The organism is Stappia sp., from assembly GCF_048268045.1.
Taxonomy (GTDB): Bacteria; Pseudomonadota; Alphaproteobacteria; order Rhizobiales; family Stappiaceae; genus Stappia.
The window spans coordinates 447,831-466,920 of the sequence record NZ_JBLWWG010000001.1 but is presented as its reverse complement, the minus strand read 5'-3'; the positions used below and the strand labels follow the sequence as shown (position 1 = coordinate 466,920).

General features: G+C 66.7%; 19 protein-coding genes and 1 tRNA gene. 9 read left to right on the top strand and 11 right to left on the bottom strand.

Features of this window, described 5'->3' with window-relative positions; genetic code table 11:
• Positions 1-63: 63 nt before the first annotated feature.
• Positions 64-1,137, bottom strand: coding sequence for an AI-2E family transporter (locus ACN0WF_RS02090; protein WP_417771107.1), 1,074 nt, complete (start codon positions 1,135-1,137; stop codon positions 64-66).
• Positions 1,138-1,385: 248 nt separating this feature from the next.
• Here ACN0WF_RS02090 and ACN0WF_RS02085 point away from each other — a divergent pair.
• Positions 1,386-1,461: transfer RNA gene (locus ACN0WF_RS02085), tRNA-Ile, on the top strand.
• A gap of 179 nt (positions 1,462-1,640) precedes the next feature.
• On the opposite strand, the gene ACN0WF_RS02080 is transcribed toward ACN0WF_RS02085, so the two are convergent.
• From ACN0WF_RS02080 to ACN0WF_RS02060, 5 genes are all read right to left on the bottom strand, one after another.
• Complete coding sequence (locus tag ACN0WF_RS02080) at positions 1,641-2,822, bottom strand: ABC transporter substrate-binding protein (RefSeq protein WP_417771106.1); 1,182 nt, start codon at positions 2,820-2,822, stop codon at positions 1,641-1,643.
• 104 nt (positions 2,823-2,926) lie between these two features.
• Positions 2,927-4,162 carry a flavin-dependent oxidoreductase gene (locus ACN0WF_RS02075; RefSeq protein ID WP_417771105.1) on the bottom strand — a complete coding sequence of 412 codons (1,236 nt, stop codon included), beginning with the start codon at positions 4,160-4,162 and terminating at the stop codon, positions 2,927-2,929.
• Positions 4,159-4,626, bottom strand: a complete 468-nt coding sequence (locus ACN0WF_RS02070; protein WP_417771104.1) for a cupin domain-containing protein — start codon at positions 4,624-4,626, stop codon at positions 4,159-4,161. The genes ACN0WF_RS02075 and ACN0WF_RS02070 overlap by 4 nt, the downstream gene beginning before the upstream one ends.
• Before the next feature lie 183 nt (positions 4,627-4,809).
• Entirely contained in the window at positions 4,810-5,652 is an 843-nt protein-coding gene (locus tag ACN0WF_RS02065) for an alpha/beta hydrolase (protein ID WP_417771103.1), read from the bottom strand.
• Positions 5,653-5,825: 173 nt separating this feature from the next.
• Entirely contained in the window at positions 5,826-6,266 is a 441-nt protein-coding gene (locus ACN0WF_RS02060; RefSeq protein ID WP_417771102.1) for a cupin domain-containing protein, read from the bottom strand.
• 179 nt (positions 6,267-6,445) lie between these two features.
• On the opposite strand from ACN0WF_RS02060, the gene ACN0WF_RS02055 reads away from it, so the two are divergent.
• The 7 genes from ACN0WF_RS02055 to arsH all read left to right on the top strand — a co-directional run bounded on the left by ACN0WF_RS02055 (position 6,446) and on the right by arsH (position 11,853).
• Positions 6,446-7,441 (top strand): AraC family transcriptional regulator, encoded by a 996-nt coding sequence (locus ACN0WF_RS02055; RefSeq protein ID WP_417771101.1) that lies wholly within the window; start codon positions 6,446-6,448, stop codon positions 7,439-7,441.
• Between the two features lie 93 nt (positions 7,442-7,534).
• A complete protein-coding gene (locus ACN0WF_RS02050; protein ID WP_417771100.1) occupies positions 7,535-8,713 on the top strand; it encodes an NAD(P)/FAD-dependent oxidoreductase in 1,179 nt (392 codons plus the stop codon).
• Between the two features lie 95 nt (positions 8,714-8,808).
• Positions 8,809-9,141 (top strand): ArsR/SmtB family transcription factor, encoded by a 333-nt coding sequence (locus tag ACN0WF_RS02045; protein ID WP_417771099.1) that lies wholly within the window; start codon positions 8,809-8,811, stop codon positions 9,139-9,141.
• 8 nt (positions 9,142-9,149) lie between these two features.
• Positions 9,150-9,662, top strand: coding sequence for an arsenate reductase ArsC (locus ACN0WF_RS02040; RefSeq protein ID WP_417771098.1), 513 nt, complete (start codon positions 9,150-9,152; stop codon positions 9,660-9,662).
• A gap of 16 nt (positions 9,663-9,678) precedes the next feature.
• Positions 9,679-10,731 carry an ACR3 family arsenite efflux transporter gene (gene arsB / locus ACN0WF_RS02035; RefSeq protein WP_417771097.1) on the top strand — a complete coding sequence of 351 codons (1,053 nt, stop codon included), beginning with the start codon at positions 9,679-9,681 and terminating at the stop codon, positions 10,729-10,731.
• Positions 10,728-11,147 carry an arsenate reductase family protein gene (locus ACN0WF_RS02030; protein WP_417771096.1) on the top strand — a complete coding sequence of 140 codons (420 nt, stop codon included), beginning with the start codon at positions 10,728-10,730 and terminating at the stop codon, positions 11,145-11,147. Before arsB ends, ACN0WF_RS02030 begins: the two co-directional genes overlap by 4 nt.
• Before the next feature lie 10 nt (positions 11,148-11,157).
• Positions 11,158-11,853 (top strand): arsenical resistance protein ArsH, encoded by a 696-nt coding sequence (gene arsH / locus ACN0WF_RS02025; RefSeq protein ID WP_417771211.1) that lies wholly within the window; start codon positions 11,158-11,160, stop codon positions 11,851-11,853.
• 60 nt (positions 11,854-11,913) lie between these two features.
• Here the strand turns inward: arsH and bla are convergent, their stop codons facing one another.
• Entirely contained in the window at positions 11,914-12,807 is an 894-nt protein-coding gene (gene bla, locus ACN0WF_RS02020; RefSeq protein ID WP_417771095.1) for a class A beta-lactamase, read from the bottom strand.
• Positions 12,808-12,976: 169 nt separating this feature from the next.
• On the opposite strand from bla, the gene ACN0WF_RS02015 reads away from it, so the two are divergent.
• Positions 12,977-13,876, top strand: a complete 900-nt coding sequence (locus ACN0WF_RS02015; RefSeq protein WP_417771094.1) for a LysR family transcriptional regulator — start codon at positions 12,977-12,979, stop codon at positions 13,874-13,876.
• A gap of 58 nt (positions 13,877-13,934) precedes the next feature.
• On the opposite strand, the gene ACN0WF_RS02010 is transcribed toward ACN0WF_RS02015, so the two are convergent.
• The 4 genes from ACN0WF_RS02010 to ACN0WF_RS01995 all read right to left on the bottom strand — a co-directional run bounded on the left by ACN0WF_RS02010 (position 13,935) and on the right by ACN0WF_RS01995 (position 19,080).
• On the bottom strand, positions 13,935-15,323 hold the full coding sequence (locus tag ACN0WF_RS02010) for a M20 family metallopeptidase (protein WP_417771093.1): 1,389 nt from the start codon (positions 15,321-15,323) through the stop codon (positions 13,935-13,937).
• Positions 15,324-15,325: 2 nt separating this feature from the next.
• Positions 15,326-16,915 (bottom strand): gamma-glutamyltransferase, encoded by a 1,590-nt coding sequence (locus tag ACN0WF_RS02005; RefSeq protein ID WP_417771092.1) that lies wholly within the window; start codon positions 16,913-16,915, stop codon positions 15,326-15,328.
• Between the two features lie 159 nt (positions 16,916-17,074).
• Positions 17,075-18,085: an ABC transporter ATP-binding protein gene (locus tag ACN0WF_RS02000; protein WP_417771091.1), complete on the bottom strand. Its 1,011-nt coding sequence runs from the start codon at positions 18,083-18,085 to the stop codon at positions 17,075-17,077.
• On the bottom strand, positions 18,082-19,080 hold the full coding sequence (locus tag ACN0WF_RS01995; protein ID WP_417771090.1) for an ABC transporter ATP-binding protein: 999 nt from the start codon (positions 19,078-19,080) through the stop codon (positions 18,082-18,084). Before ACN0WF_RS01995 ends, ACN0WF_RS02000 begins: the two co-directional genes overlap by 4 nt.
• Between the last annotated feature and the right edge of the window lie 10 nt (positions 19,081-19,090).

Here is a 19,090-nt window from a genome sequence, read left to right as displayed (position 1 = left end):
GGCAGGTCAGGCGAGCATTGGCCGTCAATTGCGGCGGCGAAATGACAGTCCAGGTTGCGCCGTTCAGACAGCTTCGCGCAGGCGTTCCAGCGAGATCGGCTCTCCGACTTCGCCATCGGCGGAAAGCAGCACGGCCATCGGCCGCGTCGCGCGGAACTGGGCGCAGATGATCAGCACCATCACCGTCAGCGGCACGCAGAGCACCATGCCCGTGATACCCCAGATTTCGCCCCACAGGCTCAGCGACAGCATGATCACGAGCGCCGAGAGGTTGAGGCTGTTGCCCATCAGCCGCGGCTCCAGCAGGTTGCCGATGGAAAACTGGATGGCGCCGAGGCCGAGAGCGATCGCCAGGAAGGGCGTCAGGCTGTCGAAATAGACCAGCGACAGAAGGCTGGGGAAAATCACCGCCGTCAGCGAGCCGATGGTCGGGATGTAGTTGAGCAGAAAGGCGATGAAGCCGAAGAGCGCCGCATAGGGCAGGCCGAGCAGGGTGAGAAAACCCGCGGTGAGGCAGCCGGTCAGAACGCTGACGGCCGTCTTGATGCCGAGATAGTGGCGCAGCGCCTGGGTGATGCGGCTGCGGATCAGGAAGGCGAGCTCGGCCTGGTCGGACGTGGCGAAGAGGCGCTGCATCTTCCGGTCGAAGGTCGACTGCTCCAGCATGAGAAACAGCACGTAGATGAAGACCAGCGAGGCGGAGCTCGCAACCGTCGTCAGCGCGTTGGCGCCGGCGGTGATGGCGCGGTTGAGGAAATTGTCAGGTACCAGGTCGCGCAGTTCGATGGGGTCGGCCAGCCCGAGCTTGGCGGAATAGGTGTTGAAGAGACTTTCGAAACGGGCCTGGTAGACGGATGCGTCGCGGGCAAGCTCGGTCAGATTGGCCGTGACGATGTCGACCACGACGATGGAAATGCCGAAGATCACCGCAAGCGCGGCGACGAAGGCGACGCTCCACGGCAGATGCAGCGGTCCGAAAGGTATCGAACTGATCAAGGTGGCGAGCGCGTTGATCAGATACCAGACCAGCAGCGCAATGACGAAGGGCAGCAGCAGGGCGCGGCCGACGACGAGGAGCCAGCCGACGAGGCACAGGCAGACGAGAACGAGGGTCAGCGTCATCAGGAAGCGCGGCATCGTCTCTCCGGGTCCGTGCGCGCGGGCGTGGCCCGCCATGCTTCGACCCATGCCGGAGGGGAGGGGCCGCGTCAAGCATTCCGGGGCCGTGCGGAGGCTTGCCCGTGGACCATGGTGCTCCAGCGTCGTGCGGGTGCTCTCTGCTGCTTGCAAGGCCCGGACGAGGTGATATAGGAAAAGGCACGCGAAAGGTGCCTTCGCCCGAAGCTCCTTCGCCGACGTCACCGGCCATCCGCGCCGGCGTCTGGGGGCCTGTAGCTCAATGGTTAGAGCCGTCCGCTCATAACGGATTGGTTGCAGGTTCGAGTCCTGCCGGGCCCACCATCCCCTTTCAAAACAAGCGCTTGATACGAAGAGCACGCAAGTGGGGCACACAGGGGAGCCGCAGACGTGCTCAATCCGGCCTGTCCCGCGCTGGTCCGGGCCGGCGTCCGGTGGGTGCGGAAAGTCGTCCGCCGGGCCAGCCCGCGATCATGCGCGCGGGCCCGGCGAAGGGATGCGTCTTACATCTTGCAGTCCTGGTGGAAGCTGTCCTCGTAGTCCTTGACCACGGTGCGCACCGTCGTCGTCCAGTACTTGCCATCGTCGCGCTTGGCGACCTTCAGCATGTGGAAGTCCTGGATCGGATAGTGGTTGTTGCTGAAGGAGAAGCTGCCCCGGACCGAGGTGAAGTCTGCCGCCTCGAGCGCCTTGCGCATGGCGTCCTTGTCCTGGGTATTGCCGCCGGTCTTTTTCAGAGCGCTGCCGATCAGCATGGCGGCGTCATAGGACTGGGCGGCGAAGGAGCCGGGGACGTAGCCGTATTTCTCCTCGAAGGCGGAGACGAAGGCCGTGTTGGTCTCGGACTTCATGTCGGGCGCCCACGAGCCAGCCGACAGGAAGCCGAGGGCGGCGTCCTGCTGGCCGGGCAGCGTGGATTCATCGGTGGTGAAGACCGACAGGAACTTCAGCTTGTCGGACAGCCCGGCTGCGTCGAACTGCTTGACCAGCCGCACCCCCATGCCGCCCGGCATGAATGTGAACAGCGCATCCGCGCCCGACGTGGCGATCCGCGCCAGCTCGGGCGAGAAGTCCTGATGACCCAGCGGTGTGAACATCTCGTCCACCAGCTTGCCCTTGAGGGTCTGCTTGAAGCCCTGAACGTTGTCGCGACCCGCCTGATAGTTCGGCACCATGGCGATGACGTTCTCGAAGCCTTCCTCGTTGGCGATCATGCCGCTGACTTCGGCGGGCTGGTTGTTCTGATAGGAGGTGACGAAGAAATAGGGGTTGCAGTTGCGTCCGGCGAAGGTCGAGGGGCCGGCGTTCGGGCTGATCAGGAAGGTCTTCGACTGCACGACCGGCTTGAAGATCGCCTGCAGCATGTTCGAGAACACCGTGCCGACGACGAAGTCGACGTGCTCGCGCTCGAGCAGCGACCGCGCCTTGAGCAGCGCCACATCCGGCTTCAGCTCGTCATCCTCGACGATGAGCTGCACCGCCTGGCCGCCGAGTTTGCCGTCGTTCTGGTCCAGCGCGAGCTGGAAGCCGTCGACGATCTGCTGGCCGAGTGCCGCGGGCGGGCCCGACAGCGTGACCACCATGCCGATCTTGATATCCTGCGCCAGCGCCGCCGAAGTGGCGAGAGCGCCGAGCGCGACGCCGGCCGCCAGGCCAGCGAGTTTGCGTGTCCATCTGGATGTCATGTCATTCCCCTCTGCGTGCCCCGTATCGGGGTCGGATTTTCTCAAGATTGCCGCTCCGGAAGCAGTTGTGCACCCGCGGCAGGCGGTGTCGTGCGGGTCTCCCGTCAGCCCGTCTTTCTGGCGGCGAAGCCCGCCATCTTTGCATAGCCCTCGACGATGGCCTTGCGTTCCTCGTGGCTCAGCACATCGTCGATGTTGGCGAAGCGGCGCGGGCTGATCCGCTCCACTTCGTCGATGACCCGCTCCGGGCCACCCTTGCGGTTGGTGCGCACCACCTCCGCCGTCTTCGGCAGCCGTTCCTGCTCATAGCGGTAGAGCGCCTCGCGCGGGTGCTCGGCTGCGGCCATGTGGTCGGCCAGACAGCGCGCGTCCAGGATCGCCTGGGCCGCGCCATTGGAGCCGACCGGATACATCGGGTGCGCGGCATCACCCAGCAGCGTCACCCGCCCGTGTGTCCAGCGCGGCAGCGGATCACGGTCCGCCATCGGGTATTCGAAGATCGTGCCGCTGGCGCGCACCAGGGCCTCGATGTCGAAGCCCGGCACGGTGAAGCGGCGCGCGTGGGGCAGCACCCTGGAAAGCGGCGCCTGCTTGGACCAGCTTTCGGGTGGTGGCGGCGAAACCGAGCCGTCTGCGACGCGGACATTGACGACCCAGTTCATCAGCTGCATGCCGTCCCTGGCCGGGGCGATGGGATAGAGCACCAGCTTGGCGCCCAGCCCGCCGGCGATCGCCATGGTCTCGCCGTCCTCCCACACCGGCCACTCGGCCGCGCCGCGCCACATCACCACGCCGGCCCAGCTCGGCGGTCCCTCATCGGGATAGAACCGCCGCCTGCCCGTGCTGTGAATGCCGTCGGCGCAGATGAGCACTTCGCCGCGCAGGGTGCGCGAGGAGAGCCCGTCGGTCGCGTCGGTGAAATGCGCCGTGACCCCGGCCTCATCCTGCACGAAGCCGGAAAGCTTCAGGCCGGTCAGCACCGCCTCGGGCCCCATCCGCTCGATCACCGCGTCGTAGAGCACCTTCTGCAGCCGCCCCCGGTGGATCGAGAACTGCGGATGCTTGTGGCCCGCGTGCATGCCACGCAGCTCACGCCAGACCTCCTGGCCGTTGCGGGTGAGATAGCGCAGCTCGCGCGTGCGCAGGCCGACCTCGTCGAGCCGGGGAAGGAGGCCCAGTTCGGCCAGTTCGGCGATGGAGTGGGGCAGGGTGTTGATGCCGACCCCAACCTCGCGCACCTCGGGGGCCTGTTCGACCACCTGGGCGCGGATGCCGCGTTGATGCAGCATCAAGGCGGTGGCCAGGCCGCCGACGCCCGCGCCTGCGATCAGGATCGTCATTGCGCCGCCTCGCTGTCTTCGGGCGGCAGGAAGTCGATGGCGTGGGCGGCGGAAACCGCGACGATCTCGGCCGGGTCGGCATCGGGGCCCATGTTGTGCAGGGCCCAGAACAGGTCATAGAGCTGTGCCGCCGGCGTCACCCAGAACAGTGTCTTGAGGGTGCTGTCGGACTTGTTGAAGATCCCGTGCGGCACGCCGCGCGGCAGCTTGACCAGGTCGCCGGGCTCGCCGATCAGCTCCTCGCCGTCCAGCAGGAAGGTGAAACGCCCTTCGAGGATATAAAGAAACTCGTCCTGGTCGGGATGAATGTGCGGCGGCACGAAGGTGCCCGGCGGAAAGGTCGCGTGCCAGGAGAAACACTCCTCGGTCATCTGCTTGGGCACGTAGGTCTGGCCGAGGATGTTCCAGCGGATCTGGTCGAGGCTATCGCGGGATTTCACGATTCCAGGCGCCATTGCGGTCATGGTCTGTCCTTTCTTGCGGCACCGCCGATGAAGCGCGGTGCGGATCTTGCGGCACCGCCGATGAAGCGCGGTGCGGATCTTGCGGCACCGCTGATGAAGCGCGGTGCGGATCTTGCGGCATCGCCGATGACGGGCGTTGCGGATTTTCCGGCATGGCCGGCGATCCGTGCTGCGGATGTGCGCTCAGTCGTCGCCGACAAAGGCGGCGGTGATCGCGGAGGCCGGATCCTTGAGATCCTCAAGCACGGAAAAATGATTGTGATCGCCATCGACGCGGCAGGTGGTCGGAACGTCGAGCCCGCTCCAGATCTCGGCCATGAGCCGCGCCTGGCGGATGAATTCGGGCCGCTCGCCGCCGCCAACCCAGCAGGTCAGGGGGGCCGCCAGTCCGGGCTCGGCCAACACGGCGCTTTCGGCGCGCGCCTCGGCAAGGTCCAGATGCAGCGTGTCGTTCATCTTCGTGTGCAGCAGCGGGCGCAGGTCGTGCAGGCCGCTGATCGACAGGGTGTGGACGATCCGCGCGCGCACATCCGCCTCGAGCGGGCTGTCGGTGCACAGCATCCTCGTCACCAGATGGCCGCCCGCGGAATGGCCGGACAGGCGGATCGGACCGGCGACCCGCGCGGCGGCACTGGCGATGGCGCGGCCGATCTGGGCGGTGATATCGGAGATCCGGGCTTCCGGCGTCAGCGTGTAGGTCGGCAGGCAGACCGCCCAGCCCCTGGCGCGGGCGCCCTCGGCGAAGTCGGTCCAGAAAGACTTGTCGAGCCGCATCCAGTAGCCGCCGTGCACGAAGATGGCGAGCCCGCGCGGCGGTCCCTCCGGCCAGACGATGTCATAGGTTTCGCGCGGATGCGTGCCATAGGCGATATCCAGATCGAGCCGGTGGCCGCCGGCCTGCATCCGGGCGCGGTAGTCGGCCGCGCGCGCCGACCAGAAGCCGGGAAGTTCATGCGAGTTCTCGACGTGCGCCATGTTGGCGAAGGCGTCGTCCCAATCTCGGGCGGGAGGCAAAAGGGTCTTCATTGGTCCTGTCCGGTGTTGCTGTGCCCTCGTACAGGTCTTGGACGGCGTGAGGCGGTCAGGCCGCCTGGCGCACCCCTGTCCTTTCGGGCACACGGGTCCCGTGGCCGGCGCGCATGCGACGCGCCGGCGGGGCGGGTGTCCGGTCCTGTCGTTTCAGAAAAAGGCGAGAGGGCTCAGCCCGCGTCCGGCGGCGGCAGGAAGTCGACCTCATGCAGCGCGGACAGGCGCACGAGCTCGGCCGGCTCCTTCACGCCATCCAGCGCGATGAACAGGTCATAGAGCTTGCGCGACGGTGCGACGCCGAAGACACAATGCGCCGGCTTGCCCGACCGGTTGAAGATCCCGTGGGCGATGCCGCGCGGCATTTTCACCGTGTCGCCAGGGCCGGCGTGGAAGGTCTCGTCCGGGAACTCGATCTCGAGATTGCCGTCGAGCATATAGATCCACTCGTCCTGGGTCGGGTGGATGTGGTGCGGCACGAAGGTGCCGTCGGGGATCGTGGCGTGCCAGACAAAGGCATCCTCGTTCCAAAGCTTGGGCACATAGGTGTGCCCCACCACGTTCCAGGAATGTTGGTTGAGACCGGTGTCGGCCTTGGTTACCCCAAGATCCATGTCGCACGCTCCGTTCTGGTAGGCTGTTGTTGTCTGTTCCCAGCCAGAGCCTGCCCCGAAACGGGGAAAACCCTTATCCAAAAAACGAACGCCTGTTGCCGGGAAATATTTTAGACTTGAAATAAAATGCGGTTCTTGCGTTCATCACGTCCGGAGAGCCTGAATCCACGGGGGAGGCCATGACCGCCGAACGGACACCGCCGGCCAGGGAGTATTTCGCCAGCCATCCGGTCCTGCGCACCAGCGATCTGGATGAGGCGCGGCATCGCATTGGCCAGAAGTTCTGCGATCATCGGCTGGATGTGCACAGCCGCAGGGCAAACCTGTCGGTGCGCCACAACGCGGTGCGGGGGCTCAACCTGTCGGTCAACTACCTCGCCTATGGGCCGGAGGTGACCGTTGATCCGGGCCTGCTGGGGTCGTTCTACCTGTTCCACGTTCCTCTGGCGGGCATGGCCCGCGTGCACCACCGGTGCGAGGAAATGACCGCGACGCCGTCCACGGCGGCGATCCTCAATCCCGACCGCGCGGCGCGGCTGCACTGGGGAGAGGATTGCAGCAAGCTCCTGATCCAGATCGATCGGTCGCACCTCGAGGCGGTGGCGCAGGCGCTCGTCGGTGCGCCGCTGCCCGGCCCGATCCGCTTCGACATGAAGGTCGACCTGACCTCGCCGCAGGGCCAGCGCCTGCGCCGCGTTGTCGCCGCCTGTGTCGAGGCGGTCGAGAGTGGGCATCTGTTCCAGCGGCCGCTGCATGGCGGCGACCTGCGCGCCGAACACGACCTGGCTCACGCGCTGCTGACCCTGCAGCGCAGCAACATCTCGCATATCATCGAGCGTTCGGACCGGCAGGCCAGGCCGAAGGAGATCCGCCTGGCGCTCGACTACATCCACGCCAACCTTTCCGAGCCGATCACGCTGGCCGACATCGCCATGGCGGCCGGGATGAACGTGCGCACGTTGCAAAAAGGGTTTCAGCGGGTCTTCGGCCTGTCGCCGATGCAGGTGCTGCGCAACGCCCGGCTGGACATGGCGCACTACCAGCTGATGGCGCATCAAAATGCCCCCGGCGTGACCGAAACCGCCTATTCCTGCGGCTTTTCGCATCTCGGGCGCTTCTCGCGCGACTACAAGGACCGCTTTGGTCATTCCCCAAGCGAAAGACGCCGGAGCTGACACCCTGTCGAATGACGGCGCACGCGCGGGCGATTGACTTCGTTCGCCGGGCGCGAAACAAGGGCCGTCAGGCTTGAAGGGGTGCCTGGTGGCATGAAGCAGTTCGATGTCTTGATCGTGGGCGCGGGTGCGGCCGGGTTGATGTGTGCCGCGGTCGCGGGCGGGCGCGGGCGCAAGGTTCTGCTCATCGACCATGCCAAGGCACCGGGCGAGAAGATCCGCATCTCCGGCGGCGGGCGATGCAACTTCACCAACGTCGATGCGGGCCCCAAAAATTACATTTCCCGGAATCCGCATTTCTTCAAATCGGCGCTGTCGCGTTTCACGCCTTCGGATTTCCTGAGCCTGGTCGAGCGGTACGGTATTGCCTGGCATGAGAAGACACTCGGTCAGCTCTTCTGCGATGGCTCCGCGCGTCAGATCATCGACATGCTTCTCGAGGAGTGCCGCGCCGGGGGCGTGGAAATGCGCCTTGAGACGGCGGTTCAGGATATAGCGAAACGCGACGGCGGCTTTGCGGTTCGCACCAGCGGCGGGATGGTAGCAGCGACGTCGGTGGTGATTGCAACCGGCGGCAAGTCGATCCCCAAGATGGGGGCGACCGGTTTTGCCTATGAGGTGGCCGCGCAATTCGGCATCGACCTTGTCGAACAGCGCGCCGGGCTGGTGCCGTTCACGCTGGATCCGGATACGCTGGCTGCGATTGCCCCGCTTGCGGGTATTGGCGTTCCGGCGGAAATCCGCTGCGGCAAGGTTCGCTTTCGCGAGGCGCTGCTTTTCACCCACCGCGGGCTTTCGGGTCCGGCCGTGCTGCAAATATCGTCCTATTGGCGACCGGGCGAGGAGATTGCCGTCAGATTGTTGCCTGACGTCGATCTGGCGGAAAAGCTGCTTGAGGGAAAACGCGGCAACCCGCGCCAGTCCCCCGCGACCTTGCTTGCCGTCTTTCTGCCGAAGAAATTGGCGCAGTTCTTCACCGAGAAGTCGGGCCTGACCGGTGCGGTGGGCGACCTGCCCGACAAGGCCTTGCGCTCGCTTGCGGCCAGCATTCAGGACTGGCGTGTAAAGCCGTCGGGCACCGAAGGCTATCGCACGGCGGAAGTGACGCTTGGCGGCATCGACACCGCGGCGCTTTCCTCCAAGACCATGGAGGCGCGCGACGTGGCCGGGCTCTATTTCATCGGCGAATGCGTCGATGTGACGGGCTGGCTTGGCGGCTACAATTTCCAGTGGGCCTGGGCGTCGGCCCATGCGGCGGGACAGGCGGTTTAGACTGTCAGAGGCCGGAAAGATGGAACGCGGGCGTATGCCCGGGCTCCGTCGCGTGCGTCTTGCGTTTGACATGATATTTCGATATTACATGAAATATGGAAAAGAAAGATGCCCTCGCCTCGCTGGCCGCCCTTGCGCATGACATGCGGCTCGACATCTTCCGCCTTCTGGTAAAGGCGGGGGAGGACGGGGTCGCGGCCGGGGAGATCGCCGCCGCGCTGGGCACGCGGGCCAACACGCTCTCCAACAACCTGAGCGTCCTGTCGTCCGCCGGGCTGATCCGCTCGGTGCGGGAAGGGCGCTCGATCCGCTATTTCGCCGAGATGGAGGGGATGCGGGCGCTGCTTGCTTTCCTCATGGAGGATTGCTGTGGCGGGCGACCCGAACTGTGCCGTTCCCTTCTCGACGAAATTGCCTGTACCTGCTGAGGTTCGTCATGTCGCAGCCCTACAACGTGCTTTTTCTCTGCACCGGCAATTCCGCCCGCTCGATCCTTGCCGAGGCGATCATGAACCGGGAGGGGGGTGCGCGCTTCAAGGCGTTCTCCGCCGGATCAAGGCCGAAGGGGGAGGTGCTCCCCGGAACGATCCGGCTGCTCAAGCATCTGGGCTACGACGTGTCGAACGCACGTTCCAAGGGATGGGAAGAGTTCGCCGGCGAGCACGCGCCCCGGATGGACTTCGTTTTCACCGTTTGCGACCAGGCCGCGGCGGAAGAGTGTCCCGTCTGGCCCGGGCAGCCGATGAGCGCACATTGGGGCGTGGCCGATCCTGCGGCGGCGAAGGGAACAGAGGCCGAGGTGAATCTCGCCTTCGCGGAGGCCTACAGGCAGCTCCGCAACCGCATCCTCGCGTTCATCAGTCTTCCTGTCGGGTCTCTTGATGCGCTTTCGCTGCAGGGCATGCTCGATGAGATCGGTCGGGATCGCTCTCCGACACTCGAAAACTGATACCCAGGAACATGTCATGACCGATACCTGTGCCGCCAAACCCGGCGTGCTTGGCGCCTTCGAGCGCTACCTGACGCTGTGGGTCGCCCTGGCGATGATCGGCGGGATCGCCATTGGCACGGTTGCGCCCGCGCTCGTCCAGGCGATTGCCGCCGCCGAGGTCGCCTCCATCAATCTCGTTGTCGCGGTGCTGATCTGGGCGATGGTCTATCCGATGATGGTCAGCGTCGATTTTGCAGCCGTCGCCGGCGTGGCGCGCCAGCCAAGGGGGCTGTTTCTCACCCTCGCGGTGAACTGGCTGATCAAGCCTTTCACCATGGCCTTTCTGGCAGTCCTGTTCTTCGACCATGTCTTCGCGCCCTGGATCGCGCCGCAGGACGCGGCGCAATACACCGCCGGGCTGATCCTGCTCGGCGCAGCCCCCTGCACCGCCATGGTCTTCGTCTGGTCGCAGCTGACCCGGGGCGATGCCACCTACACGCTGGTGCAGGTCTCGGTGAACGATCTGGTGATGGTCGTTGCCTTTGCGCCCATCGTCGCGTTGCTGCTCGGTGTCACCGAGATCGCGGTTCCCTGGCAGACGCTGCTGCTTGCCACCGCGCTTTATGTCGCGCTGCCGCTGGCGGCGGGTCTGGCGACGCGCAAGCTGCTCGGCTCGCCTGCCGCGATCGCGCAATTCACCAGCCGGGTGAAGCCGCTGTCGGCGATGGGGCTGGTCGCGACGGTCGCCATCCTCTTCGGACTGCAGGGCGAGGTGATCCTCACGCGGCCGCTGGTGATCGCGCTGATCGCGGCGCCGATCCTGATCCAGAGCTACGGCATCTTCGCCATCGCCTACGGCGCGGCCTTCGCGCTGAAGGTGCCGCATCGCATCGCGGCTCCCTGCGCGATGATCGGCACCTCGAACTTCTTCGAACTCGCCGTCGCGGTCGCCATCAGCCTCTTTGGCCTCAACTCCGGCGCCGCCCTTGCCACCGTCGTCGGCGTGCTTGTCGAGGTGCCGGTGATGCTCTCGCTGGTGGCCTTTGCCAACCGCACCCGCGCGCATTTTCCCGAGGCCGAGACATGATCGTCATTCACCACAATCCCGACTGCGGCACCTCCCGCAACGTGCTCGAGATCATCCGCAAGGCGGGCGAGGAGCATGTCGTCATCGACTACCTGCGCGAGGGCTGGACACGGCCGCAGTTGCTGGCGCTTTTCGCGGCGGCGGGACTGACGCCGCGCACGGCGCTGCGGACCACGAAGTCGCCGGCGGCCGAGCTTGGCCTGTTGGGCGAGGATGTCCCGCAGGAGACCATCCTTGCGGCCATGCTGGAGCATCCGGTGCTGGTCAACCGGCCCCTGGTCGCCTCGCCGAAGGGCGTGCGCCTCTGCCGGCCGTCGGAGGCGGTGCTCGACCTGCTGCCGCGCCTGCCCGACGGTCCGCTCTTCAAGGAAGACGGCCAGATGATCGTGAACGAGAGGGGCGAGCGGGTTGGCTGAGGGTCCCGATATCCGGCCGGAAGGCTTCCGCGAGATCTCGGCCGAAGCCCTCTTTCCGGCGGTGCGCTCCACCCATCCGCCGCGCATCCTGATCCTCTTCGGCTCGCTGCGGGAGCGCAGTTTTTCGCGCTTTTGCGCCGAGGAGGCGGCGCGCATCCTGGTGCGCTTCGGAGCGGAAGTCCGGATGTTCGACCCGCAGGGACTGCCCCTGGTCGATTCGGTCGAGCCCGACCACCCGAAGGTGGCGGAACTGCGCGAGCTCGTCACCTGGAGCGAGGGCATGGTCTGGTCGTCACCCGAGCGCCACGGGGCGATGACCGGTCTGATGAAAACCCAGATCGACTGGATCCCGCTATCGCTTGGCGGCGTGCGGCCGACACAGGGAAAGACGCTTGCGGTGATGCAGGTGTGCGGCGGCAGCCAGAGCTTCAACACGGTCAACCAGTTGCGCATCCTCGGGCGCTGGATGCGTCTGCTGACGATCCCGAACCAGTCGTCCGTGGCGAAGGCCTGGGACGAGTTCGACGAGAGCGGGCGGATGAAGCCTTCGCCCTACTACGACCGGATTGTCGACGTGATGGAAGAGCTGGTGAAGTTCACGCTTCTGACGCGCGATGTCCGCGAGCATCTCGTGGACCGGTATTCCGAACGGGTCGAAAGCCGCGCGGAGCTGTCGCGTCGGGTCAATCAGGCCAAGGCGACCTGAGCCGGGGACGGGGCTGGCGGAATGCCCGCCTGCCCCAGGTCCCTTGCGCCGGCGTTCGGCTCAGTGCGCGCCGATTTCTTCGACCATCGCCTTGCCGATCTCGGCGATCGCGGCGTTGCGCGTGTCGAAATCCGCGCTGCTGCCGGTCAGATAGATCGCCGCCAGATAGGGCGTGCGATGCGGCGGTCGGATCACGGCAATGATCGCGCGGCTGCCGTTGGCGCCGGCGCCGGTCTTGTCGCCGATGGTCCAGCCTTCGGGCAGGTGCTTGCGGATCAGCGCATCGGCGACCTTGTCGGCGATCATCCAGTCCTCGAGCTGTCGCCGGGAGGCATCGGACAACGCATCGCCGAAGATCAGCGTTTCCAGCGAGGCAAGAACGGCCTTCGGAGAGGTCGTGTCACGCTCGTCGCCCGGCACGGCGGCGTTGAGGCTCGGCTCGTTGCGGTCGAGGCGGGTGGTCGGATCGCCGATCTCGCGCAGGAAGGTTGTCAGCCCCTCCGGGCCGCCGAGGCTGGCAAGCAGCAGGTTGGCGGCGGTGTTGTCGCTGAGCGTGATCGTTGCCTCGCACAGTTCGCCGACGGTCATGCTGCCGCCCGCCCGCTTTTCCGTTACCGGCGAGTAGGTGACGAGCGCTTCCGGCCCGTAGCTGACGCGGCGGTCGAGTTGTTCCTCGCCCGCATCGACACGGGCAAGGACCGCGCCGCACAGAAGGACCTTGAAGGTGCTCGCCATGGGAAAGCGCTCGTCCGCGCGGATGCTGGCGAGCGGCGTCGGGCTGCCTTCGCCGCGCAGTTCCACGCCGATGCGACCTCCCAGCGTTGCCTCGAGCCGGGCGACGGTGTCGGTCACCGTCCCGGCGCGGGCGCTCGCCGGCAACGCCAGCGCGGCCGCCAGCGCCAGGGTCGCCGCGGCTAGCACGGAACGGGGGAAGGGATGGGAGAAGGGTCTCATGTCGCTGCCTTTCCGAAGGTCGCCACCCGTCCTGTCAGCGGACGGGTGGTTGAGATTTTCTAATGTATTTCGGTTGGTGCGGCGTTCCGGAATGCCTGGTTGTCTTGCTATATTGCGCGGCCCCCTCGCGGCAAACGACAAATCTTTGCCTACCCCATAAGGTCTTCTAATGGCAACGGATCGCCCCAATCTCCCGCTGAACGGCCTGCGCGCCTTCGAGGTCGCCGCCCGACAGGGCAGCTTCACCCAGGCGGCAATCGAGCTGCGGGTCACCCAGGCCGCTGTCAGCCAGCAGGTTCTGCGGCTGGAGGATCTGCTCGGCGTGCGTCTCTTTACCCGTACGTCCTCCGGGCTCGTGCTGACGGACGAGGGGCTGGCATTGCGTCCGGTGTTGACACGCAGCTTCGACGAAATGGGCGATGTGCTCGACCGGTTCGTTGGCGGGCGCTACCGCGAGACGCTGCATCTGGGTGTGGTCACGACCTTCGCCGCAGGCTGGCTCCAGGAGCGACTGCCGGCCTTCGAGGCGGCGCATCCGGGCATCAGCATCCGCATCTTCACGAACAACAACCGCATCGACATCGCCCGCGAGGGGCTGCATGTGGCGATCCGCTTCGGCGACGGACAGTGGCCCGGGCTCTTCGCGACGCCGCTGCTCGAGGCGCCGCTGACACCGCTCTGTGCGCCGCAACTTGCGGACAGCCTGCGTGTCCCGGGCGATCTTGGCGCACAGGTGCTCTTTCGCTCCTACCGGGCGGATGAGTGGCGGCTCTGGTTCGAGGCGGCCGGCGGGGCGGCTCCCGATCTGCACGGGCCGGTTCTCGACAGCTCGCTTGCCATGGCCGACATGGCGGAGGCAGGGCTGGGCGTGGGGCTGCTGCCGGCCGTGATGTTCGCCCGCCGGCTGGGTCAGGGGCGGCTGGTGCGTCCCTTTGCGGCGGAGGTCGCGGTCGGGCGTTACTGGCTGACGCGCCCGCGCAGCAAGGCGCCAACGCCGGCCATGCGGCTGCTGGAGGCCTGGCTTTGCGAGGAATGCGCGAAGCTCTCCGCCGGGCCGGAGGCGGCATGAAAAAGGGCCGGCGGGATTTCCCGGCCGGCCCTTCGGTGTTGCGGTGGTCGAGGCAGCCTCAGGCCGTCTTGCGCGCGCCAATGTCGTAGAACAGGCCCGCCATCAGCATCAGTGCCTGGCGGCAGGTGTCCTTGATGACATGCTCGTTGGGGGCATGCTGCGAGCAGCCGCGATAGGAATGGGGAACCCAGACGGTCGGCAGCCCGAGGATCTCGCTGAACGTGTCGTTGGGCAGCGAGCCCGCGAGGTTCGGCAGGATGTGGGGCGGCTTGCCGGCGGTTTCCTCGAGCGACTTGGCGACGAAGGTCACCCAGGGCGCGTCAGGGTCGAGGCGCGTTGCCTTGAAGAACACGCGGTCGGCGGGCGTCACCTCGACGTTCCCGAAGCCGTGCTTGTCCAGATGACGGCGCAGCGATGGCAGGATGTCGTCCGGCTCCGTACCCACCACGTAGCGCAACTGGCAGGTGGCCCGGGCCCAGCCGGAGATGGCGTTGACCGGGGCTTCCGGCACGCCGCTCTTCATGGCGAGAACGGCGAAGGAGTTCCAGCCGAACACGCGCTCGGTCGGGCTGAGGCTTTCCTCGCCCCAGTCCTCGTCGATGGAGGGGCCGGTCTCGCCGGTTATCGGCAGGTCCTTCAGCGCTGCGCGGATGTCCGGCGTCAGGCTGGTCGGGCGCCACTCGGGGATCTGGATCTGGCCGCGCTTGTCTACGATACAGCCAATGGCATGGGCGAGCACCGTTGCCGGATCGGCCAGCAGGCCGCCCCAGTTGCCGGAGTGATGAGCGCCGTCACGGAAATTCACGACGAGGTCGAAGTTCACACCGCCGCGCGAGCCCATGAACATGGTCGGCGTGTCGGGCTGCAGGCGCGGACCATCGGAGGCGATCAGCACGTCGGCGGCGAGCAGGTCGCCGTGCGTGCGGCAGAACTCGGCAAGACCGGCGGAGCCCGTCTCCTCGGACATCTCGATCAGCACCTTGACGTTGAAGCCGAGCTTGCCGTCGCGCTCTTTCAGCACCGCGGCGAGGGCCGAGATGTTGATCAGGTGCTGGCCCTTGTTGTCGGCGGTGCCGCGACCGTAGAGCCTGTCGCCCTCCTCGACCAGCGTGAACGGACCGAGGCCCTCGCGCCACTGGTCGGTCTGGGCGCGGATGACGTCGCCGTGGCCGTAGGTCAGAACGGTCTCGTAGGCGGGATCTTCGATCCGCTGGCCGACGAGCAACGGCCCGCCGCGCGGGTCGGTGTTCTCGAAAATCTCGCAGGCAAAGCCGAGACTCTCCAGCCAGGGCTTCATCGCCTCGTCGAGATACCGCGCGAGTTCGGCCTTCTGGTCCGGGTTCTGGCTCTCGGTCTCGAAGGCGACGAGACGGGCGAGGTCGTTCTTGAAGGTGCCATCGTCGAAATAGGTTTCTGCCCGTTCGACGGCTCCAGCTCTCGACACCATGCTCAGGTCCTTTCGGTTTCGTGCACTGCGTCGCCCCAGGGCGACATGATTTCGGTTGCGCCCATGTTCTCGCCGTCCTCGCGCAGGACGGCCGCCGGGCAGGCAAAGGCGTAGGGGAAGGAGGTCCGCTTTGTCGTCACGACGGCGTGCTCTGCGGCAAGCGCGCCGATCACCGCGGCCGGCAGCATCTCGTCGGCGACGATCGTCGGCCCGCCGGAAACGTCGATGCGCGGATGGTGGAAGGCCTCTTCCAGGCTCATTCCATGGTCCATCATGAAGGAGGCGATCTGGCCGACGGCGGAAACGATCTTGCGTCCGCCAGAGGCACCGAGGGCGAAGCGGCGGGCGCCCTTGTCGGGCGCGGTCTCGCCGATCACCGGGCAGACGTTCATCAGGCAGCGCTTGCCCGGGGCGAGGGAGTTCGGCTTGCCCTGCTCGGGGTCGAACCACATGATGCCGTTGTTCATGAGCAGACCGGTGGAAGGCGAGACGACCCGCGCGCCGAAGATCGACAGCAGCGTCTGCGTCATCGCCACCATGTTGCCGTGCCGGTCGACGACCGAGAAATGTGTGGTGCAGGCGGGCGCGGCGGGCGACTCGCCGTCTCCCATGCCCGACAGGCGGCGCCGGTACGCCTCGTTCAGGGCCTTCGCATAGGCGGCGAAGCTCCGCGCGTCGGCGGTCTCGCCCGGCGTGAAGCTCTCCGACAGCCCGTTCAGCATGTCGGCGAGCGTCGGACCGGCGGTGAGGCCCGGCATGGCGAAGACGCGGCCGCCGCGATAGGCGATCTCGAGCGGGTCCTCGATGACGGCGCTGTAGCTGGCAAGGTCGTCCATCGACATGGCGCTGCCCTTGGCGCGCAGGTCCTTGATCATGGCGGCGGCGACATCGCCCTCATAGAAGTCGCGCGGGCCGGCCTCGGCGAGCCGCGCGATGGTGTCTGCCATGGCGCTCATGTCGATGCGCTTGTCTGAGAGCGCCGTCCAGCCGGCGATGGTCGGCCACTGGCCGTCCTCGAGGAAGAGGGCGGCGGCATCGGGATCGCACGCCAGGGAGCGGGTCGCGGAGGCGATGATCAGGGCCGCGTACCAGTCGACATGCAGGCCGTCGCGGGCGAGCGTCTCGGCCGGCTTCAGCAGCTCGGCCCACGTCATGCGCCCGAAGCGGGCGTGCGCCTGGCCGATGCCGTCGACGGTGCCGGGCACCGCCACCGCTGAGGCGCCCTCGATGTTGCGGTTGTCCTTGACCGATTTCCAGGGAAACAGGTCGCTGGCGGTGCCGTTTTCACAGAGCGGATAGTCGGCCGGGTCGAGGGCAGCGGGGGAACGCATGCCGTAGTTGACGGCATAGGCCCGGCCTTCGTCCTGGCGCCAGATCATCATCGCGCCACCGCCGGCCGGGCCGCTCATCCAGGGCTCGACGACGCCCATGGCGAAGGAAACGGCGGTTGCCGCGTCGATGGCGTCGCCACCGGCGGCGAGGATGTCGGCCCCGGCCTCGGCGGCATGGCGGTGCTGGGCCGCGACGACGCCGTGGCGTGAGCGCAGGACAGTCTTTGAAATCTGCTGGGTTCTGGAGAAGCTGTTTGTCACGGCGGTTGTCTCTTGTGTCTTGTTCTTGTCTGGAAGGACGTCGAGAAGCTGTCGGGGGGACAGGCCGCGGGCAGGGCCCGCCGGGGGGGCCGGCGGGGGATGCCGGAGGAGCGGCACCGGCGGTGGCCGCCGGTGCCGTGATCGGTCAGGCGGGACGGGTCAGGCGGGCGCGGTCTCCCGGCTTTGCGTGTAGAGATGGCACTCGACCTTGCGCGCGCCTTCGTCCAGGAGATGCGGCGCGGTGGTCCGGCACATGTCCATCACCTTGGCGCAGCGCGGGTGGAAGTGGCAACCCGACGGCGGGTCGATGGGGTTGGGGTAGGCCGCGCCCAGTTGGGTGTCGGGTACGTCGAGGTCGGGATCCGGCGTCAGGACCGAGGCGAGCAGCGCCTCGGTGTAGGGGTGGCGCGGGGCGTCGAACAGCGCGTCGACCGGAGCTTCCTCGACGATGCGGCCGAGATACATCACCGCGACGCGGGTCGCGAGATGCTCGACCACCGCGAGATTGTGGCTGATGAAGAGATAGGTCAGCCCCAGTTCACGGCGCAGGTCCACGAGAAGGTTGAGGATCTGCGACTGCACCGACACGTCGAGCGCGGAGGTGGGTTCGTCGCAGATGACGATCTCCGGCTTCATGATCAGCGCACGGGCGATGGCGACACGCTGGCGCTGGCCGCCCGACATCTGGTTCGGATAGGAGTTCATGACGCGCGCCGGCAGGCCGACGATGTCGAGGATCTCGCGCACCGCCTTGTCCTGCGATGCGGCGTCGCCGATCTTGTGAACGCGCAGCGGCAGCGAGATGATGTCGCGGATCGACTTGCGCGGGTTCAGCGAGGAATAGGGATCCTGGAAGATCGGCTGGATGCGCCGGGCCAGGATGCGCCGGTTCTGGTCGCCGATCGGCTCGCCGTCGACAAGGACCTCGCCGCTGGTGGGCGCATCGAGGCCGAGCAGGATCTTGGCGAGCGTGGACTTGCCGCAGCCGCTTTCGCCGACGAGGCCGAGCACGTCGCCCTTGTTGATCGACAGCGAGACATCGTTCACGGCCCTGAGCGGCTTGCGCTCGCCGAACATGCCCTGCTTGATCGAATAGGTCTTGGAAACGCCGCGAAGCTCAAGGACGGGGCGGCCCGTCGCGGCATCGGCTGTCGTGGTCGTGTCGCTCATGCCGGCTCCTCCTGGCGCTGTCTGTGGCCGGTCTCATGGACACAGCGGAAGCAGTGGCCTGCGTCGCTGTCGCGCAGCGGGATGTTCTGCTTGCAGGCTTCCACAGCCTCCTCGCAGCGGGTGCGGAAGACGCAGCCGGCGATGTCGCCGATCAGCGAGGGTACGATGCCGGGGATCGACCCCAGTTCGGAGCCGCGCGCGGTCTTGCCGGGCACCGGGATGCAGCGCAGGAGGCCGCGCGTGTAGGGGTGCATCGGCGCCTTGAAGACCTTTTTCGCCGACCCGGTCTCGACCAGTTCGCCGGCGTACATGACGGCGACCTTGTCGGCGATGCGCGCGACGACACCGAGATCGTGGGTGATGAGGATCATCGCCACGTTCATCTCGCGGGTGAGGTCGACCAGCAGGCGCAGGATCTGGGCCTGGATGGTCACGTCGAGCGCGGTGGTCGGCTCGTCGGCGATGATCAGCTCCGGTTCGCACATCAGCGCCATGGCGATCATGACACGCTGGCGCAGGCCGCCGGAAAGCTGGTGCGGGTATTGCGTCATGCGCCGCTCGGCGCCGGTGATGCCGACCTTTTCCAGAAGCTCGATGGCGCGTGCCCTGGCGGCGGCGCGGCCGACGCTGCGGTGCAGGAGCAGCGCCTCGCACAGCTGGTCGCCGATCGTGTAGGCCGGGTTAAGCGAGGTCATCGGCTCCTGGAAGATCATCGCCATGCGGTCGCCGCGCAGCGACCGCATCTTGCGCGGTCCGGCCGTGAGAAGGTCGGTGCCGTCGAATTCCAGCTTGTCCGCCTTGCGCTGGATGCTCTTGCCGAGCAGGTCCATGATCGCGAGGGAGGTGAGCGACTTGCCCGAGCCGCTCTCGCCGACGATGCAGAGCGTCTCGCCGCGGTTGAGCTCGAAGTCGATGCCGCGCACGGCGTGGAGCGTGCCGGAGGCGGTGGGGATGTCCAGCCGCAGGTTGGCGACCGTGAGGACGGGGTCAGACATGGGCCTCCTC

What these genes read in the sequence shown, in the direction of transcription:
- ACN0WF_RS01995 (WP_417771090.1), bottom strand. Translation starts at nt 19,080, where the DNA reads ATGTCTGACCCCGTCCTCACGGTCGCCAACCTGCGGCTGGACATCCCC.
- ACN0WF_RS02030 (WP_417771096.1), top strand. Translation starts at nt 10,728, where the DNA reads ATGATCGTCATTCACCACAATCCCGACTGCGGCACCTCCCGCAACGTG.
- ACN0WF_RS02060 (WP_417771102.1), bottom strand. Translation starts at nt 6,266, where the DNA reads ATGGATCTTGGGGTAACCAAGGCCGACACCGGTCTCAACCAACATTCC.
- ACN0WF_RS02050 (WP_417771100.1), top strand. Translation starts at nt 7,535, where the DNA reads ATGAAGCAGTTCGATGTCTTGATCGTGGGCGCGGGTGCGGCCGGGTTG.
- ACN0WF_RS02015 (WP_417771094.1), top strand. Translation starts at nt 12,977, where the DNA reads ATGGCAACGGATCGCCCCAATCTCCCGCTGAACGGCCTGCGCGCCTTC.
- ACN0WF_RS02065 (WP_417771103.1), bottom strand. Translation starts at nt 5,652, where the DNA reads ATGAAGACCCTTTTGCCTCCCGCCCGAGATTGGGACGACGCCTTCGCC.
- ACN0WF_RS02090 (WP_417771107.1), bottom strand. Translation starts at nt 1,137, where the DNA reads ATGCCGCGCTTCCTGATGACGCTGACCCTCGTTCTCGTCTGCCTGTGC.
- ACN0WF_RS02010 (WP_417771093.1), bottom strand. Translation starts at nt 15,323, where the DNA reads ATGGTGTCGAGAGCTGGAGCCGTCGAACGGGCAGAAACCTATTTCGAC.
- ACN0WF_RS02070 (WP_417771104.1), bottom strand. Translation starts at nt 4,626, where the DNA reads ATGACCGCAATGGCGCCTGGAATCGTGAAATCCCGCGATAGCCTCGAC.
- bla (WP_417771095.1), bottom strand. Translation starts at nt 12,807, where the DNA reads ATGAGACCCTTCTCCCATCCCTTCCCCCGTTCCGTGCTAGCCGCGGCG.
- ACN0WF_RS02040 (WP_417771098.1), top strand. Translation starts at nt 9,150, where the DNA reads ATGTCGCAGCCCTACAACGTGCTTTTTCTCTGCACCGGCAATTCCGCC.
- ACN0WF_RS02075 (WP_417771105.1), bottom strand. Translation starts at nt 4,162, where the DNA reads ATGACGATCCTGATCGCAGGCGCGGGCGTCGGCGGCCTGGCCACCGCC.
- ACN0WF_RS02055 (WP_417771101.1), top strand. Translation starts at nt 6,446, where the DNA reads ATGACCGCCGAACGGACACCGCCGGCCAGGGAGTATTTCGCCAGCCAT.
- arsB (WP_417771097.1), top strand. Translation starts at nt 9,679, where the DNA reads ATGACCGATACCTGTGCCGCCAAACCCGGCGTGCTTGGCGCCTTCGAG.
- ACN0WF_RS02080 (WP_417771106.1), bottom strand. Translation starts at nt 2,822, where the DNA reads ATGACATCCAGATGGACACGCAAACTCGCTGGCCTGGCGGCCGGCGTC.
- ACN0WF_RS02000 (WP_417771091.1), bottom strand. Translation starts at nt 18,085, where the DNA reads ATGAGCGACACGACCACGACAGCCGATGCCGCGACGGGCCGCCCCGTC.
- ACN0WF_RS02045 (WP_417771099.1), top strand. Translation starts at nt 8,809, where the DNA reads ATGGAAAAGAAAGATGCCCTCGCCTCGCTGGCCGCCCTTGCGCATGAC.